13 protein-coding genes are annotated in these 15841 nt (G+C 59.4%); 8 read left to right on the top strand and 5 right to left on the bottom strand.

From position 1 onward, the window contains the following. The first annotated feature begins 6 nt into the window (after positions 1-6). Positions 7-390: a glycine cleavage system protein GcvH gene (gene gcvH / locus ACOYXH_RS24105; protein WP_095049398.1), complete on the top strand. Its 384-nt coding sequence runs from the start codon at positions 7-9 to the stop codon at positions 388-390. Between the two features lie 249 nt (positions 391-639). Beyond that, positions 640-3513 (top strand): aminomethyl-transferring glycine dehydrogenase, encoded by a 2874-nt coding sequence (gene gcvP, locus ACOYXH_RS24100; protein WP_220557149.1) that lies wholly within the window; start codon positions 640-642, stop codon positions 3511-3513. A gap of 189 nt (positions 3514-3702) precedes the next feature. Here gcvP and ACOYXH_RS24095 read toward each other — a convergent pair whose 3' ends face one another. The 3 genes from ACOYXH_RS24095 to ACOYXH_RS24085 form a co-directional block, all read right to left on the bottom strand. Next, the gene (locus ACOYXH_RS24095) at positions 3703-4023 is read right to left on the bottom strand and encodes a DUF2388 domain-containing protein (protein ID WP_171057234.1); all 321 of its coding nucleotides are present in this window, start codon (positions 4021-4023) and stop codon (positions 3703-3705) included. A 65-nt stretch (positions 4024-4088) separates the two neighbouring features. Then, complete coding sequence (locus ACOYXH_RS24090; protein ID WP_095125819.1) at positions 4089-5873, bottom strand: GspE/PulE family protein; 1785 nt, start codon at positions 5871-5873, stop codon at positions 4089-4091. A 92-nt stretch (positions 5874-5965) separates the two neighbouring features. Then, positions 5966-6304 (bottom strand): hypothetical protein, encoded by a 339-nt coding sequence (locus ACOYXH_RS24085; protein ID WP_095049401.1) that lies wholly within the window; start codon positions 6302-6304, stop codon positions 5966-5968. A gap of 126 nt (positions 6305-6430) precedes the next feature. Here ACOYXH_RS24085 and ACOYXH_RS24080 point away from each other — a divergent pair, with 126 nt between their 5' ends. Beyond that, on the top strand, positions 6431-6895 hold the full coding sequence (locus ACOYXH_RS24080) for an Lrp/AsnC family transcriptional regulator (protein WP_016983809.1): 465 nt from the start codon (positions 6431-6433) through the stop codon (positions 6893-6895). Between the two features lie 67 nt (positions 6896-6962). On the opposite strand, the gene ACOYXH_RS24075 is transcribed toward ACOYXH_RS24080, so the two are convergent. After that, on the bottom strand, positions 6963-8333 hold the full coding sequence (locus ACOYXH_RS24075; RefSeq protein WP_220557148.1) for a CYTH domain-containing protein: 1371 nt from the start codon (positions 8331-8333) through the stop codon (positions 6963-6965). 155 nt (positions 8334-8488) lie between these two features. On the opposite strand from ACOYXH_RS24075, the gene argE reads away from it, so the two are divergent. Both argE and argA read left to right on the top strand, forming a co-directional pair. Then, complete coding sequence (argE, locus tag ACOYXH_RS24070; RefSeq protein ID WP_258708960.1) at positions 8489-9634, top strand: acetylornithine deacetylase; 1146 nt, start codon at positions 8489-8491, stop codon at positions 9632-9634. A gap of 239 nt (positions 9635-9873) precedes the next feature. Beyond that, on the top strand, positions 9874-11175 hold the full coding sequence (argA, locus tag ACOYXH_RS24065; protein ID WP_064116338.1) for an amino-acid N-acetyltransferase: 1302 nt from the start codon (positions 9874-9876) through the stop codon (positions 11173-11175). Positions 11176-11257: 82 nt separating this feature from the next. On the opposite strand, the gene tauA is transcribed toward argA, so the two are convergent. Continuing rightward, positions 11258-12193 carry a taurine ABC transporter substrate-binding protein gene (tauA, locus tag ACOYXH_RS24060; RefSeq protein WP_371857752.1) on the bottom strand — a complete coding sequence of 312 codons (936 nt, stop codon included), beginning with the start codon at positions 12191-12193 and terminating at the stop codon, positions 11258-11260. Between the two features lie 418 nt (positions 12194-12611). Between tauA and ACOYXH_RS24055 the strand changes: the two genes are divergently transcribed. From ACOYXH_RS24055 to ssuE, 3 genes are all read left to right on the top strand, one after another. Next, the gene (locus ACOYXH_RS24055; RefSeq protein ID WP_220557146.1) at positions 12612-13979 is read left to right on the top strand and encodes an OprD family porin; all 1368 of its coding nucleotides are present in this window, start codon (positions 12612-12614) and stop codon (positions 13977-13979) included. Between the two features lie 294 nt (positions 13980-14273). Continuing rightward, the gene (locus ACOYXH_RS24050; protein WP_095125823.1) at positions 14274-14912 is read left to right on the top strand and encodes a peroxiredoxin; all 639 of its coding nucleotides are present in this window, start codon (positions 14274-14276) and stop codon (positions 14910-14912) included. Positions 14913-15230: 318 nt separating this feature from the next. After that, positions 15231-15824 (top strand): NADPH-dependent FMN reductase, encoded by a 594-nt coding sequence (gene ssuE / locus ACOYXH_RS24045; RefSeq protein ID WP_007913832.1) that lies wholly within the window; start codon positions 15231-15233, stop codon positions 15822-15824. Positions 15825-15841 lie beyond the last annotated feature (17 nt).

Genomic DNA, 15841 nt, shown 5'->3' with positions numbered 1-15841 from the left:
CCGAAGATGAGCAATATTCCCGCTGAACTGCGTTTTGCCGAAAGTCATGAATGGGCACGTCTGGAAGCCGACGGCACCGTCACCGTGGGCATCAGCGATCACGCGCAGGAAGCGCTGGGCGATGTGGTGTTCGTTGAGCTGACCGAAGTAGGCAAGGTGTTCGCCGCTGAAGATCAGGCTGGCGTCGTTGAATCGGTGAAAGCTGCTTCCGACATCTACTCGCCGATCAGCGGTGAAGTCATCGCGATCAACGAAGAGCTGGGCGGTTCGCCAGAGCTGCTGAACTCCGATCCGTACGGCGCATGGATCTTCAAGCTCAAGCCAAGCGATAAGGCTGAGCTGGACAAGCTGCTGGATGCCGGCGCTTACAAGGCTGCTATCGGCGAGTAAGTTCTAAGCAATACCCAAAGCCCCGACTTGTCGGGGCTTTTTTATGCACGATACAAATCCCCTGTAGGAGTGAGCCTGCTCGCGATAGCGTTCTTTCAGACTCATTAATGCGATTGACACACCGCAATCGCGAGCAGGCTCACTCCTACAGGGGGACGGGGTGCACTGAAAATGGGTTGCCACATCGGCTGCTATGCTGGTTTGACCGTGTTGCATTGACGCCGAGCGCCAGCCAAGAGAGAGCCCGTCATGTCCCAGTTGCCGTCCCTGAGCCAGTTACGCGATCCCGATGCCTTCCTGCGCCGTCACCTCGGCCCCGATGCAGCCGAGCAACAGGCGATGCTCGACAGCCTTGGCCTCGGTAGTCGAATTGAACTGATCGAGCAAACGGTGCCGCCAGGCATTCGCTTCAATCGCGCGCTCGAGCTGCCACCCGCGCTGGATGAACAAGCCGCGCTGGCCAAGCTGCGCAGTTACGCCGAGCAGAATCAGGTCTGGACCAGCCTGATCGGTATGGGCTACCACGGCACCCTGACGCCAACCGTCATCCTGCGCAATGTGCTGGAAAATCCCGGCTGGTACACCGCGTACACGCCGTATCAACCGGAGATCGCTCAAGGCCGGCTCGAAGCGCTGTTGAATTTCCAGCAACTGACCATCGACCTCACCGGCCTCGAGTTGGCCAACGCTTCGCTGCTCGATGAAGCGACGGCGGCTGCCGAAGCCATGGCACTCGCCAAGCGTGTGGCGAAGTCGAAGAGCAATCTGTTTTTCGTCGATGAGAACTGCCACCCGCAAACCATTTCCGTGGTGCAGACCCGTGCCGAAGGCTTCGGTTTCGAGCTGATCATCGACGCTGTGGATAACTTGAAACAACATCAGGTGTTCGGCGCATTGCTGCAGTATCCCGACACCCACGGCGAGATTCACGATCTGCGGCCATTGATCGACCACCTGCATGCGCAACAGGCGCTGGCTTGTGTCGCGACGGATTTATTGAGTCTGCTGTTGCTGACGCCGCCGGGCGAGTTGGGTGCCGATGTAGTGTTCGGTTCCTCCCAGCGATTCGGCGTGCCGATGGGATACGGCGGGCCGCACGCAGCATTCTTTGCTAGCCGCGAGGAATACAAACGGGCGATTCCCGGGCGGATCATCGGCGTGTCGAAGGACGCTCGGGGTAACGTCGCATTGCGCATGGCGCTGCAAACCCGCGAACAACATATTCGTCGTGAGAAGGCCAATTCGAACATCTGTACCGCACAAGTCCTGCTGGCCAACATTGCCAGTTTCTACGCGGTCTATCACGGCCCGGAAGGCTTGAAGCGCATCGCCCAGCGCACGCATCGACTGACCTGCATTTTGGCGGCTGGGCTTGAGCGCAAGGGCATCAGTCGGGTCAACGCACAATTCTTCGACACGCTGACGCTGGACGTCGGCGGTGCGCAAACGGCGATCATCGAGAGTGCCCAGGCTGCGCAGATAAATCTGCGGATTCTCGGGCGCGGTCGGGTCGGGTTGAGTCTCGATGAGACCTGCGATGAACGCACCGTGGCGAATTTGTTCGATGTGCTGCTCGGTGCCGATCATGGGTTGAACGTCGAGGAACTCGACGCCGAAACCCTTTATTCCGGTATCCCCGACAATCTCCAGCGCAACACCCCTTACCTGCGTCACCCGGTGTTCAACGCCCATCACAGCGAAACCGAGATGCTGCGTTATCTCAAGCAACTGGAGAACAAGGATCTGGCGCTCAATCAGTCGATGATCCCGCTGGGCTCGTGCACGATGAAACTCAACGCCACCAGCGAAATGATCCCGATTACCTGGCCGCAATTCGCCGACCTGCATCCGTTCGTGCCGCGTGAGCAGGCGGTCGGTTATACGCTGATGATCGAGGAGCTGGAGCGCTGGCTGTGCGCAATCACCGGGTTCGATGCGATCTGCATGCAGCCCAACTCCGGCGCTCAGGGCGAGTACGCCGGGTTGCTAGCGATCCGCAAATACCACGAAAGCCGTCAGCAGGGGGCGCGGGAGATCTGCCTGATTCCGTCCTCGGCCCATGGCACCAACCCGGCCTCGGCGCAAATGGCCGGGATGCGCGTAGTGATCGTCGAGTGCGACGAGGCGGGCAACGTCGATCTGGAGGATCTGAAAGCGAAAGCCGCCGAGGCTGGGGATAAGTTGTCGTGCCTGATGGCGACCTATCCGTCGACCCACGGTGTGTACGAGGAGGGCATCAGCGAGATCTGCGAGGTTATCCACAAGTACGGCGGTCAGGTCTACATGGACGGCGCCAACCTCAATGCGCAGGTCGGGCTGGCGCGGCCGGCGGACATCGGCGCCGACGTGTCGCACATGAATTTGCACAAGACCTTCTGCATCCCTCACGGCGGCGGTGGGCCGGGCATGGGGCCGATCGGCATTCGCGCGCATCTGGCACCGTTTGTCGCCAATCACCCGGTGGTGCCAATTGAAGGGCCGCTGGCGCAGAACGGCGCGGTCAGCGCGGCGCCCTGGGGCAGCGCGAGCATTCTGCCGATCAGCTGGATGTACATCGCCATGATGGGCCCGCAATTGGCGGATGCCAGCGAGGTGGCGATTCTGGCGGCGAACTATCTGGCGCAGCATTTATCCGGCGCATTCCCGGTGTTGTACACCGGGCGCAACGGGCGGGTCGCTCACGAATGCATTCTCGACCTGCGGCCCTTAAAGGCGCTGACCGGGATCAGCGAAGAAGACGTCGCCAAGCGCCTGATGGATTACGGCTTCCATGCGCCGACCATGTCCTTCCCGGTGCCGGGCACGTTGATGGTCGAGCCGACCGAGAGCGAATCGAAGGCTGAACTGGATCGTTTTATCGGTGCGATGCTGAGCATTCGTGCAGAAATCACTGAAGTGCAAAACGGCAACTGGCCGGCCGAGGACAACCCGTTGAAACGGGCGCCGCATACCCTGGCGGATGTCACCGGGGTTTGGGAGAGACCCTACAGCATCGAGCAGGGCATCACCCCGGATGCGCACACCAAGGCGCACAAGTATTGGCCGGCGGTGAATCGGGTGGATAACGTTTACGGCGATCGCAACCTGTTCTGCGCCTGCGTACCGGTGGATGATTACCGCTGATATGTAGGTTCACACAGTTCCCCTGTAGGAGTGAGCCTGCTCGCGATAGCGGTGTATCAGGCAAATTCTCCGGTGACTGATTCACCGCTATCGCGAGCAGGCTCACTCCTACAAGGGATTGTGGTAAGCCTGAAATCCGGGCAAAAAAATGCCGCTCTGTTGAGCGGCATTTTTGCTTCGGCGAACGGCTTACTCGGAAGCCACGGCGTTCTTCGCCAGGATCGCATTCGCCAATTCCATATCGGTCGCCTGAAGGCCCGGATTGTCGGCGCGGACTTTCTGCATCGCCGCTTCCAGATACGGTCCGCGAATGCCGCCATCACTGGCAACGAAGCTGCCGGCATCGTCCTGTGCGGCGATGATCAGCTTGTGATCCTTGAAGGTCAGGTAGGTCGAACCGGTAGTGGCACCGGACGAGATGACGTTACGCCAAAAGCTGTCCGCCATGGCCGAACCAACGGGAAGGGACAGCAAGGCCAGAGTGGCGACAGCAAGTTTGAGACGCATGATGAGATGACTCCAGGGGGTTAACTAGGGCCTTGGATCGCCATTCCCTGATCCGGTTCCGTGGCGGCTTATTTCTGCTCGCTCTGCGGCGTCACCCGCAGCACTTCTTCCACCGTCGTCAGCCCTGCTGCGACTTTCTGTGCCCCGGACAGACGCAAACTGCGCATGCCTTCCTTGAACGCCTGCCGACGAATCGCCGTGAGGTCGGCGTCCGGGGTGATGAACGCCTTGAGGCTGTCGCTCAGTTGCATGATCTCGTAGACCCCGGCGCGGCCGTGATAACCGGTGTCGCGGCATTCCACGCAACCAATGGCACGTTGTGCATTGCCCGGCAGCGGCGCCTGCCACGGGCGGGTCAGGGTTTGCCAGTCTTCCTCTGCCAGCGTCAGCGGTGCCTTGCAATGCGGGCACAAGGTGCGCACCAGACGCTGGGCCATGACCCCGAGCACGGTGGCTTTGATCAGGTAGTGCGGCACGCCGAGTTCGAGCAGACGACTGATCGCGCTGGGGGCGTCGTTGGTGTGCAGGGTCGACAGCACCAAGTGTCCGGTGAGCGCCGCCTGAATCGCCATTTCAGCGGTTTCAAGGTCACGGATCTCGCCGATCATGATGATGTCCGGGTCTTGCCGCATCAGCGCACGCACCCCGGCGGCGAAGCTCAGGTCGATGTTGTGCTGCACCTGCATTTGGTTGAACGCCGGCTCGACCATTTCGATCGGGTCTTCGATGGTGCAGAGGTTCACTTCCGGCGTCGCCAGTTTTTTCAGCGTGGTGTACAGCGTGGTGGTCTTGCCCGAGCCGGTCGGCCCGGTGACCAGAATGATGCCGTTGGGCTGGCGGGTCATGTCTTGCCAGCGGCGCAAATCGTCGGCACTGAAACCCAGCTGGTCGAAATCCTTGAGCAGCACTTCCGGGTCGAAAATCCGCATGACCATTTTTTCGCCGAACGCGGTGGGCAGCGTCGAAAGGCGCAGCTCCACTTCACCGCCGTCCGGGGTCTTGGTCTTGACCCGGCCGTCCTGGGGTTTGCGCTTTTCGGCGACGTTCATCCGCCCGAGGCTTTTCAGGCGACTGACAATTGCCATGGTCACCTGCGGCGGGAATTGATAGACGTTGTGCAGCACGCCGTCGATGCGAAAGCGCACCGTGCCTTGTTCACGCCGAGGCTCGATGTGGATATCGCTGGCGCGCTGCTGGAAGGCGTACTGGAACAGCCAGTCGACGATGTTGACGATGTGCGCATCGTTGGCATCCGGCTCCTGATCGCTGGCGCCGAGGTTGAGCAGTTGTTCGAAGTTGCCGAGGTTACCGCTCTGCTGATCGGCATTGCTGGCGCCGCTGACCGATTTGGCCAAGCGGAAGAACTCGACGCTGAAGCGCTGGATATCCGCCGGGTTGGCCACCACCCGTTTGATCGGCAGCTTCAATACGTGGGTGAGATCGGCCTCCCAGCCGGTGACATAAGGCTGGGCGCTGGCCACGGTCACCGAATCGCGGTCGACCGCCACGGCGAGAATCTTGTGCCGTTGTGCGAAGGCGTAGGACATCAACGGTGTGATCGCGGCGACGTTGATCTTCAACGGGTCAATACGCAAGTACGGCTGGCCGGCCTGTTGCGCCAGCCACAGGGTCAGGCTTTCCAGGTCGAGGTGTTTGCCTGGCCGGCTGAGGTCGTCGAGTTGCTGGCTGGCGATGAACTCCAGCGGATGCATCTGAGCATGAGCCGCGAGACGGCGGCGGGCATTCAGCGCCTGCTCCGCCGAGTCCTGGCAAATAAACCCTTGGGCGACCAGTTCACGCAGCACTTCGTTGAGTTCCAGCCAGCGGTCCTGAGTGGCAAGTTGAACGGACATGCGGGCTTCCTTTTGAGCGACAGTGCGCAAAAGGATAGTCGCGGCCCCGCAGACCGTTGGGCCACTACCCGACGAAGCCGTTGCCGAACTTGTCAGCCGGCCGCTTGCGTCCGCGCATCCCAAGCGCTGTCGGCGTTTTGCAGATTGACCGAGCAGACGCTGATCAGGTTACGAAGTTTTTCCGCGATCACTTGCGCGCGATGCCAACTGAGACCGCCCATGACCAGGTCGATCGACAGCAGATCATCCATGCGCTGCACATTGACCTGCTCCGGTGTGAGGAATTGCAGGGCGAACAGGTTGAGCACCCGCACCAGCAAGTCGGGCTCGGCTTCGGCGAGGATCTGATACTGCGCCAGGCAATGGGCGTTGTTGACGTTCCAGACATCGGCGCGGGTTGGCACGGTGGTGACGGCTTCGAGGTGCGGCATGGCGAGTCTCCAAAATCTCTGGAGGAATTTTTACATTCGACGCCGGGTATTTCTTGGCTATGATCGTCGTTATTGACGATTGATCGAAATGATCAATTCGCGGAATTACGTAATCGAGGTTTTTCTATGCACAGTGAGCTGGACAGCTACGACCGCAAGATTCTCGCCTTGCTGCAAGAGGACGCTTCACTGTCGAGCGCGCAGATCGCCGAGCAGGTCGGCCTGTCGCAATCACCGTGCTGGCGACGGATTCAGCGGATGAAGGAGGAGGGCATCATTCGTGGCCAGGTGACCTTGCTCGATCGCAAGAAGATTGGCCTGAACACGCAGATCTTCGCCGAGATCAAACTCAACGCGCACGGGCGTTCGAACTTCACTGAGTTCACCGAAGCGATTCGTGGCTTTCCGGAAGTGCTGGAATGTTATGTGCTGATGGGGGCGGTGGATTTTTTGCTGCGGATTGTTGCGGCGGACATCGAGGCGTATGAGCGATTCTTTTTCGAGAAGCTGTCGCTGGTGCCGGGGATTCAGGAAGTGAATTCGATTGTGGCGTTGTCGGAGATCAAGTCCACCACCAGTTTGCCTGTCTGACCCTGATCGTTCCCACGCGGAGCGTGGGAACGATCATCAACGGGGGCAGCCCCCCGCCACAGGGTCATCACATACGCAGGAGCATTTTCCATGCGCGATTCTGGTAAACCGCAATCGCCTGTTGCTTGCGCGCGTCGAGCAGTTCGTCAGTGATCGTCGGCTCGTTGGCCAGTTGCGCCAACTTGTTCAGCTCGCCGTACAGACGATCCATTTCCGGGATTTCCAGCACGTTGCGCGCGTGGTGCAGCCAGACCTGAATGCGCTCGATACGCGGCAGTTGTTCAGCCAGATCTTCCGGCTGCTGCTGATAGCGCTGCAATTGCAGGGCCGTAGCTTCTTCGCCCAACAGGCGCGGCAACCAGCTATGCAACTGCGCACCGCCCTGACGATTGCCGCGAACGTTGCGGTCGGCGGTCCAGGTACGGGCCAGCAACCAGCGTGACGTGCTCAGCGAGAACAGACCCCAGCGCGGATCTTCCAGTTCTTCGAGGAACTGCTCCGGCGCAGCCTTGCGTACGTCTTCATCTTCGATGCCGGCCTGTACCAGCGGACGCCAGTCTTCCAGCAATGCATCAAGCGCGACGCGCAAATCGTGAGTCGACTGACGCGGCGCGGCCTGGCCGAGGCTGCTGAGCAGGGCGCGCATTTCCGCGAGGTTCTCGACCCAGTCGAGCAACAGGCGCCAGTGGCCGTTGAAACGGTACTGTTCGGCCAGACGCTGGCTGCTGCCGAGCAAATGCCAGCTCAGCGCGGCGAAGGCGTCGTCGAGTTGGGTTTCCGGGGTCAGCTCCGGCGCCGGCAGGCTCAACGAGTAGCTGTTGGCGTCGTATAGACGGTAGCCGCGCTCAGCCTTGCTGATGTCACACGGCATCAACGCCAGGGTTTCAGCCAGTTCGGCGGCCAGTTCCAGCAGCGCGGCAGGCTCGCCTTCGCGCAGCTCCAGTTCCAGCTCGCAGATTTCTTCTTTCTGCTTGCCTACCACAACGTGACCGAGATCCAGCGCGGCTTCGATGACCACTTTGGTCTTGCCACGGCCCCAGGCGATTTCGGCGCGCTCGCGGACGAAGTCGGTGGTGAAGATCGGCTTCAGGGTTTTCTTGTCCAGCTCGGCCAGCGACTCGGGCCAGCATTCGCCGTCGAGTTTTTTCACGTCGAGCTTGGCTTTCGGCAACTTCCAGTCGTATTCATTGCGTTCGGACAGACCAGCAACGCTCTGGCCTCGGGTCTTGAGGGTCTGAATCACTTCGTCACCGTCCTTGCGCAGGCGCAGGGCGACTTTGGCCTGGGCCAGATCGCGCTCGGGGGTGTCGAAGTACTGGTTCATCAACTCACGGCGTTCCCAGCCACTTTTGTTGCGTTTTTTCAGTAACGGGTGCTCGCGCAGGGCGGCGAGGGTTTCGCGGCTGACGCGGAGTTTGATTTCGGTTTCTTTCTGCATGGCCGGAAAATCCAGGATCGGGAGCGCAGCCGGGGAATATGTGGCTGCCAAGGCCGTGCAGTGTACAGGACTGATTCGTCCTACGCCCTGCGACGGTTTATTCCTGACGCCGGATGGTTCTATGATGGACTTCAAATCGGGAGTTGGAGTCAGCGATGCCTTTGCCGTCCATGCAAGACCAGTTCGCTGCGCTGATCGCCGCGCCATCGGTCAGCTGTACCCAACCGAACCTCGACCAATCCAACCGCGCGGTGATCGATTTGCTCGCCGGCTGGCTGGGCGACCTGGGTTTCAATTGCGATATCCAGCAGGTCAGCCCCGGCAAATTCAATCTGCTCGCCAGTTTCGGCAGCGGCCCCGGCGGGCTGGTGCTGGCCGGACACAGCGACACGGTGCCGTACGACGATGCGTTGTGGCAGACCAATCCGCTGAAGCTGACTGAAGTCGATGGCCGTTGGGTCGGCTTGGGCAGTTGCGACATGAAGGGCTTCTTCGCGTTGATCATCGAAGCGGTGCAACCGCTGCTTGAGCAACCGTTCAAACAACCGCTGTTGATCCTCGCCACTTGCGATGAAGAAAGCTCGATGTCCGGTGCCCGCGCATTGGCCGAGGCCGGGCGTCCAATCGGCCGCGCAGCGGTGATCGGCGAGCCGACCGGGCTCAAACCGATCCGCATGCACAAAGGCATCATGATGGAGCGCATCGACATTCTCGGGCAGAGCGGCCATTCGTCGGATCCGCGTCTGGGCCATAGCGCGCTCGAAGCCATGCACGATGCGATCGGCGAACTGCGCGGCCTGCGTCTGCTGTGGCAGCGTGAATTCAACAATCCGCAGTTCAGCGTGCCGCAACCGACGATGAACTTCGGCTGCATCCACGGCGGCGACAATCCCAACCGTATCTGCGGCCAGTGTTCGCTGGAGTTCGATCTGCGGCCATTGCCGGGTATGGACCCGAAAGTCCTGCGTGCGGAGATTCTGCGCAAACTCAACCCGGTGGCTGAGCGGCATCAGGTGAAGATCGACTACAAACCTTTGTTCCCGGAAGTGCCGTCGTTCGAGCAGTCTGAAGATGCCGAACTGGTGCGCATCGCCGAAAAGCTCACCGGCCACTGCGCCGAAGCAGTAGCGTTCGGCACCGAAGCGCCTTATCTTCAGCGCCTTGGTTGCGAAACCATCGTGCTTGGCCCCGGTGACATTGCCTGTGCGCATCAGCCCGGCGAGTACCTTGAAATGTCACGTTTGCAGCCTACCGTGCATCTATTACGGCAACTGATTGAACATTACTGCCTGAAGAATTGAACGCATCCCTTGTAGGAGCTGCCGAAGGCTGCGATCTTTTGCTTTTGTTTCAGAAGATCAAAAGATCGCAGCCTGCGGCAACTCCTACAGGGGCAAGTCGTTAAATTAGTGGGAATCCAACCCGTATTCATGAGGAGAGCACGCGTGTCGCCAAGCCTGTTCCGACGATAACCATCAGCCCGCTGTGCGTTTTCCGTTTCGCCCCTTTTTCGGCTGCTATTTATTACAGGCCCAGGTTCATGCCCGAATACGTCAATTGGCTTCGTCACGCGTCTCCTTACATCAATGCCCACCGCGACTGCACCTTCGTCGTCATGCTGCCTGGCGACGGCGTGGAGCATCCGAATTTCGGCAACATCGTCCACGACATCGTCCTGCTGCACAGCCTCGGCGTGCGCCTGGTGCTGGTGCACGGTTCGCGCCCGCAGATTGAAACCCGCCTCGCCGCCCGTGGCCTGACCCCGCATTACCACCACGGCATGCGCATCACCGATGCCGCAACCCTGGAATGTGTGATCGATGCAGTCGGCCAATTGCGCATTGCCATCGAAGCGCGCCTGTCGATGGACATGGCTTCGTCGCCGATGCAGGGCTCGCGTCTGCGCGTGGCCAGCGGCAACCTCGTTACCGCGCGGCCGATCGGTGTGCTGGAAGGCGTCGACTATCACCACACCGGCGAAGTGCGCCGGGTCGACCGCAAGGGCATCAATCGCCTGCTCGACGAGCGTTCGATCGTGTTGCTGTCGCCTTTGGGCTACTCGCCGACCGGTGAAATCTTCAACCTCGCCTGCGAAGACGTCGCCACCCGCGCCGCTATCGACCTGGGCGCTGACAAGCTGCTGCTGTTCGGTGCTGATCTCGGTCTGATCGACGAGAACGGCAAACTGGTGCGTGAGTTGCGTCCACAGCAAGTGCCGGCGCATTTACAGCGTCTGGGCAGCAGCAACTATCAGGCAGAGCTTCTGGATGCCGCTGCCGAGGCTTGCCGTGGCGGCGTGGCGCGCAGCCATATCGTCAGTTACGCCGAAGACGGCGCGCTGCTGACCGAGCTGTTCACCCGTGACGGTGGCGGTACGCTGGTCGCGCAAGAGCAATTCGAACTGGTGCGTGAGGCGGCGATTGAAGACGTCGGCGGTTTGCTCGACTTGATCAGCCCGCTGGAAGAGCAGGGGATTCTGGTGCGTCGTTCGCGCGAAGTGCTGGAGCGTGAGATCGAGCAGTTCAGCGTGGTCGAGCGTGAAGGCATGATCATCGCCTGCGCGGCGCTGTATCAGATTGCCGATTCCGATGCCGGTGAGCTGGCGTGCCTGGCGGTGAACCCGGAGTACCGCCATGGCGGTCGCGGTGATGAACTGCTGGAGCGCATTGAAACCCGTGCGCGGGCGCAAGGTTTGAAGACGCTGTTCGTCCTCACCACACGCACCGCGCACTGGTTCCGTGAGCGTGGGTTCGAGCCAAGCAGCGTTGAACGCCTACCAGCGGCGCGGGCTTCGTTGTACAACTTCCAGCGCAATTCGAAAATCTTCGAAAAAACCCTTTAACCGAGTTGCTCCATTCGCGAGCAGGCTCGCTCCCACTCCTGTGGGAGCGACGGTGCGACGATTCGACCTGCTCGCGAAGCTTTTATTGCGCCACAAACTTCGCGCTGACATACGGCGAATAATCCGGCAGCACCGTTTCAACCTTGCCCTGCTCCTTCAAAAACTTCGCCGTCTCGCCAATCGCTTTCGCCGTGCCGCCATCCAGCAGCGCCGTGGTTTGCTGCGCCTTGGCGTCCGGGAACGCCGACCCTGCGAGCAATTCCGGCACATCAGCGGCATTGGCACCGGTCAGTTTGGCGATTTTCTGTACCGGCACCGAGTCAGCCGTCCAGCTGTCTTTATGCGCCGCGTAATCGGCAAATGAATCCAGCGTAACCTTGGCGAACTTCGCGACAACGTCAGGATGCTTCTCGGCGAAGTCCTTGCGCGCGACCCAGACCTCGAAGGTCGGCGCGCCCCATTGGCCCACTTGCGCCGCATCGGTCAGGGTCTTGCCGGTCTTGCGAATTTCCCCAAGCGCCGGCGACCAGACAAACGCACCATCGATATCCCCACGTTTCCACGCGGCAGCGATTTCTGCAGGTTGCAGGTTCACCACTTTGACTTTCGAGGCGTCCAGGCCCCAGTGCTTGAGGGCGCCGAGCAAGCTGTAGTGTGAGGTGGAGACGAAAGGTGTGGCGATGGTTTTGCCGACCAGATCCTGCGGTGTGTTAATGCCGCTGCCATTGCGCACCACCAAGGCTTCGGCGGCATTGATCTGTGCCGAAACGATGAACGCCACAATCGGCAGATTGCGCGAAGCGGCAGCGGCCAACGGGCTGGAGCCAAGGTTGCCGATCTGCACATCACCGGAAGCAATGGCTGTCACAACTTCCGGGCCACTGTTGAAGCGGCGCCAGTCGATTTTCTCGCCGATGGTTTTCTCGTAGACGCCGTCGGCTTGGGGGACTTTGCTCGGGTCGATACCGGTTTGATAGCCGACGGTGAGGTTGGCGGCATGGGCGGAAAAACTAATCATCGCCGACACACAAACTGTAACAAATTGACTAGATAGTGCGCGTTTGGCCATCATGGCGTCGCCTTTTCGATAGGGTTTGACGAATTGCGGTTGCGCCAAAGCTAATCGATATAAAAAAAGGCCAACAAATACCATTTAGGAATGAGCTTAGTCGCCGATACGCTGTTTCCCGGCGGAGGTGGCAAGATACTGGCCATATTCCGAAATGGTATGAAAAAGAATGAATAAATTCTTTTTGGGTTTATCAGGAAATCTTTACTCTGCACGGACCAAATCACTGCGATTAGACCTTGGTCGTAGACACACAAGGTTACGATTGACTTGTCAGTCACGGTCTGGCGCTAATCGCGCATCTTAGGACCCAGGGCATCAGACCCAGGGCCAGGAACACAAGAATTAGAAACGAGAGGAGCTTTACATGAACAAGTCCACCTTGGCCCTGGCTGTGGCCGTAGGGGTTATGGCGCAGCAGGCAGGCGCCGCCGGTTTCATCGAAGACAGCAAAGCTACTTTGGGGCTGCGTAACTTCTACATCAACACTGACAACCGTGATGGCGATACCAAGGCTGCCGGCGCTCAGAACAAGCAAGAAGAATGGGGCCAAGGCTTCGATCTGCGCTTCATCTCCGGCTACACCCAAGGCACCGTAGGCTTCGGTATCGACGCTATCGGTCTGTTGGGCGTGCGTCTGGATTCGGGTGGCGGCACCAACGGCGCCTCGAAGACCTCCTACGGCGGCACCGTTTTCCCAAGCGAATCCAACGGTAAAGCGGTTAATGACTTCTCCAGCCTGGGTCTGACGGCCAAAGCCAAGATCTCCCAGACTGAACTGAAGCTCGGCACTCTGCAGCCAAAACTGCCGGTTATCGTGACCAACGACGGTCGTCTTCTGCCGCAAACCTTCCAGGGTGGCCAGATCACTTCCAATGAGATCAAGGATCTGACGCTGGTTGCTGGTCAAATCGAGCACGCCAAGGGCCGTAACTCCAGCAACAACGAAGAGTTGTCGATTGCTGGCTCCAACGCTCACACCGCTGCCGGTCGTGACAGCAACAAGTTCATCTACGGTGGTGGTGACTACAAAATCACCAAAGACCTGACTGCCCAGTACTACTACGGCAACTTGCAGGATTACTACAAGCAGCACTTCCTCGGTCTGGTGCACAACTGGGCAATCGGCCCGGGTGTGTTGAAGTCTGACTTCCGTTACTTCAACAGCCGTGACGATGGCGCCAACGGTAACGACCCTGCCTATTACACCACCGGTGACTACGGCACTGGCATCACCAAAGGTAAAGTCGACAACAACCTGTACAGCGGCTTGTTCCTGTACACCGTTGAAGGTCACACCTTCGGTGGCGGTTATCAGGTCAGCAACGGCAACAGCGACTTCCCTTGGCTGAACCAGGGTGACGGCTCGTCGGCTTACATCACTACCGACATGCAGATTGCCAAATTCGCCCGCGCTGGCGAGCGTACCTGGCAAGCTCGCTACTCGTACGACTTCGCCAAAGTTGGCGTACCTGGCCTGACCGCCGGTGTGGTTTACCTGCGTGGCGATAACATCGACACCACCGGTAAAGTCGGCGACCGCCAAGTCAGCACCAACGCGACCGGCCGTTCCGAGTGGGAACGCGACCTGACCATCGGTTACGTCGTACCAGAAGGCCCGCTGAAAAACGTTGGCGTGATGTGGAAAAACGCCATGTGGCGCAACGACATCCCAGGTCAGCGCGACCAGGATGAAAACCGCCTGATCGTCAGCTACTCGATCCCGCTGCTGTAATAGCGCGCCTCGATTCGCTGATGTAAAAAAGCCCCGTCCGGCATCGCGCCGGACGGGGCTTTTGCGTTTTCGAGTCAGGCCCACCCCCGTAAGCCATCCCCGATTTCCCTCTTTACAGCAACTCAAGGCCTTCTCGAACCTTGCGACCGATATTCGTCGGGATGCCTGCCAGCGTCCAATGAACAGATGTTTAATATTCACTTATGATCTAGATATCTCATTATTTATTCTTTTTCATGATGGCAAATCACGGGCTACAGTTGAGGTCTCGAACAACTCATCAGGAGCAGCACCATGAGCCTCAGACTCGGCGACATCGCCCCCGATTTCGAACAGGATTCCAGCGCCGGCAAGATTCGTTTCCACGAATGGCTGGGCGATAGCTGGGGCGTGCTGTTCTCCCACCCGGCGGACTTTACTCCGGTGTGCACCACTGAGCTGGGCTTCACCGCCAAGCTCAAGGATGAGTTCAGCAAGCGCGGCGTCAAAGCCATCGCGCTGTCGGTCGACCCGGTGGATTCGCACCACAAGTGGATCGAAGACATCAACGAAACCCAGAACACGGTCGTCAACTTCCCGATCCTCGCCGATGCCGATCGCAAGGTTTCGGATCTGTATGACCTGATCCATCCGAACGCAAACGACACGCTGACCGTGCGTTCGCTGTTCGTGATCGATCCGAACAAGAAGATTCGTCTGACCATCACGTATCCGGCGAGCACCGGGCGTAATTTCCACGAGATTCTGCGGGTGATCGATTCGCTGCAGCTCACCGACAACTACAAGGTGGCTACGCCGGCCAACTGGCAGGACGGTGAAGAGGTGGTGATCGTGCCGTCGCTCAAGGATGAGGACGAGATCAAGCAGCGCTTTCCGAAGGGCTATCGCGCGGTGAAGCCGTACCTGCGCCTGACGCCGCAGCCGAACAAGTGATCTCACCGGGCAGATCGTTCCCACGCTCCGCGTGGGAATGCCGCCCGTGACGCTCTGCGTCACAGTGGACGCGGAGCGTCCATGGATTCATTCCCACGCAGAGCGTGGGAACGATCAGTGGTTGCTACTAAGCAGGGGATTTCAGGCCGTTTCGACGGCCTTTTTTTTCGCCCGAAACAAAGCGAATCGCATATCTCCAAAATGCATAACCAAATGAATAAATATGATTTATGGATATATAAATCAGCTGGTAAGGTCACTCCATCGAAGCGAGATTGCAACCCGCGAATCGCCTGAAACGCTTAAGGAATTGTCTCAATGCTGGTCGTCTCACTCGGTGGCAGTCCCAGCCTGCGCTCCCGTTCCGGGGTGCTGCTGGAACGCTCGCAACGCTGGTTGCAGGCGCAAGGGGTGGAAGTGGTGAGTTATCAGGTGCGGGACTTCCCGGCCGAAGATTTGCTTCACGCCCGCTTCGACAGCCCGAAGGTGCTCGACCTGCTGCAACAGATCGAAAACGCCGACGGCCTGTTGATCGCCACGCCGGTGTACAAGGCTTCGTTTTCCGGCGCGTTGAAGACGTTGCTGGATCTGCTCCCGGAGCGTGCCCTGAACCACAAGATTGTTTTGCCAATGGCCACTGGCGGCAGCATCGCCCACATGCTGGTGGTCGATTACGCGCTCAAGCCTGTGTTGTCCGCGCTGAAAGCCCAGGAAATGCTCCAAGGGATTTTCGCCGAGGACAGCCAGATCGCTTACGGCGAAGGCAGTGCCGCAGCACAACTGGCACCGGCGCTGGAGCAGCGACTGCATGAAGCGCTGGATCAGTTTGTCGGCGCCATGGCCCGCCGGCCGAAACCGCTGGAACCGGGCCTGTTGAACGAACGTTTGTTGAGTGCTCGCTGGAGCATTTAAGCCACACCCGCATTTGA

The organism is Pseudomonas sp. Mb7 (assembly GCF_054790525.1).
The sequence above is the reverse complement of the archived record's forward strand: the minus strand, read 5'-3'. Positions and strand labels throughout refer to the sequence as shown.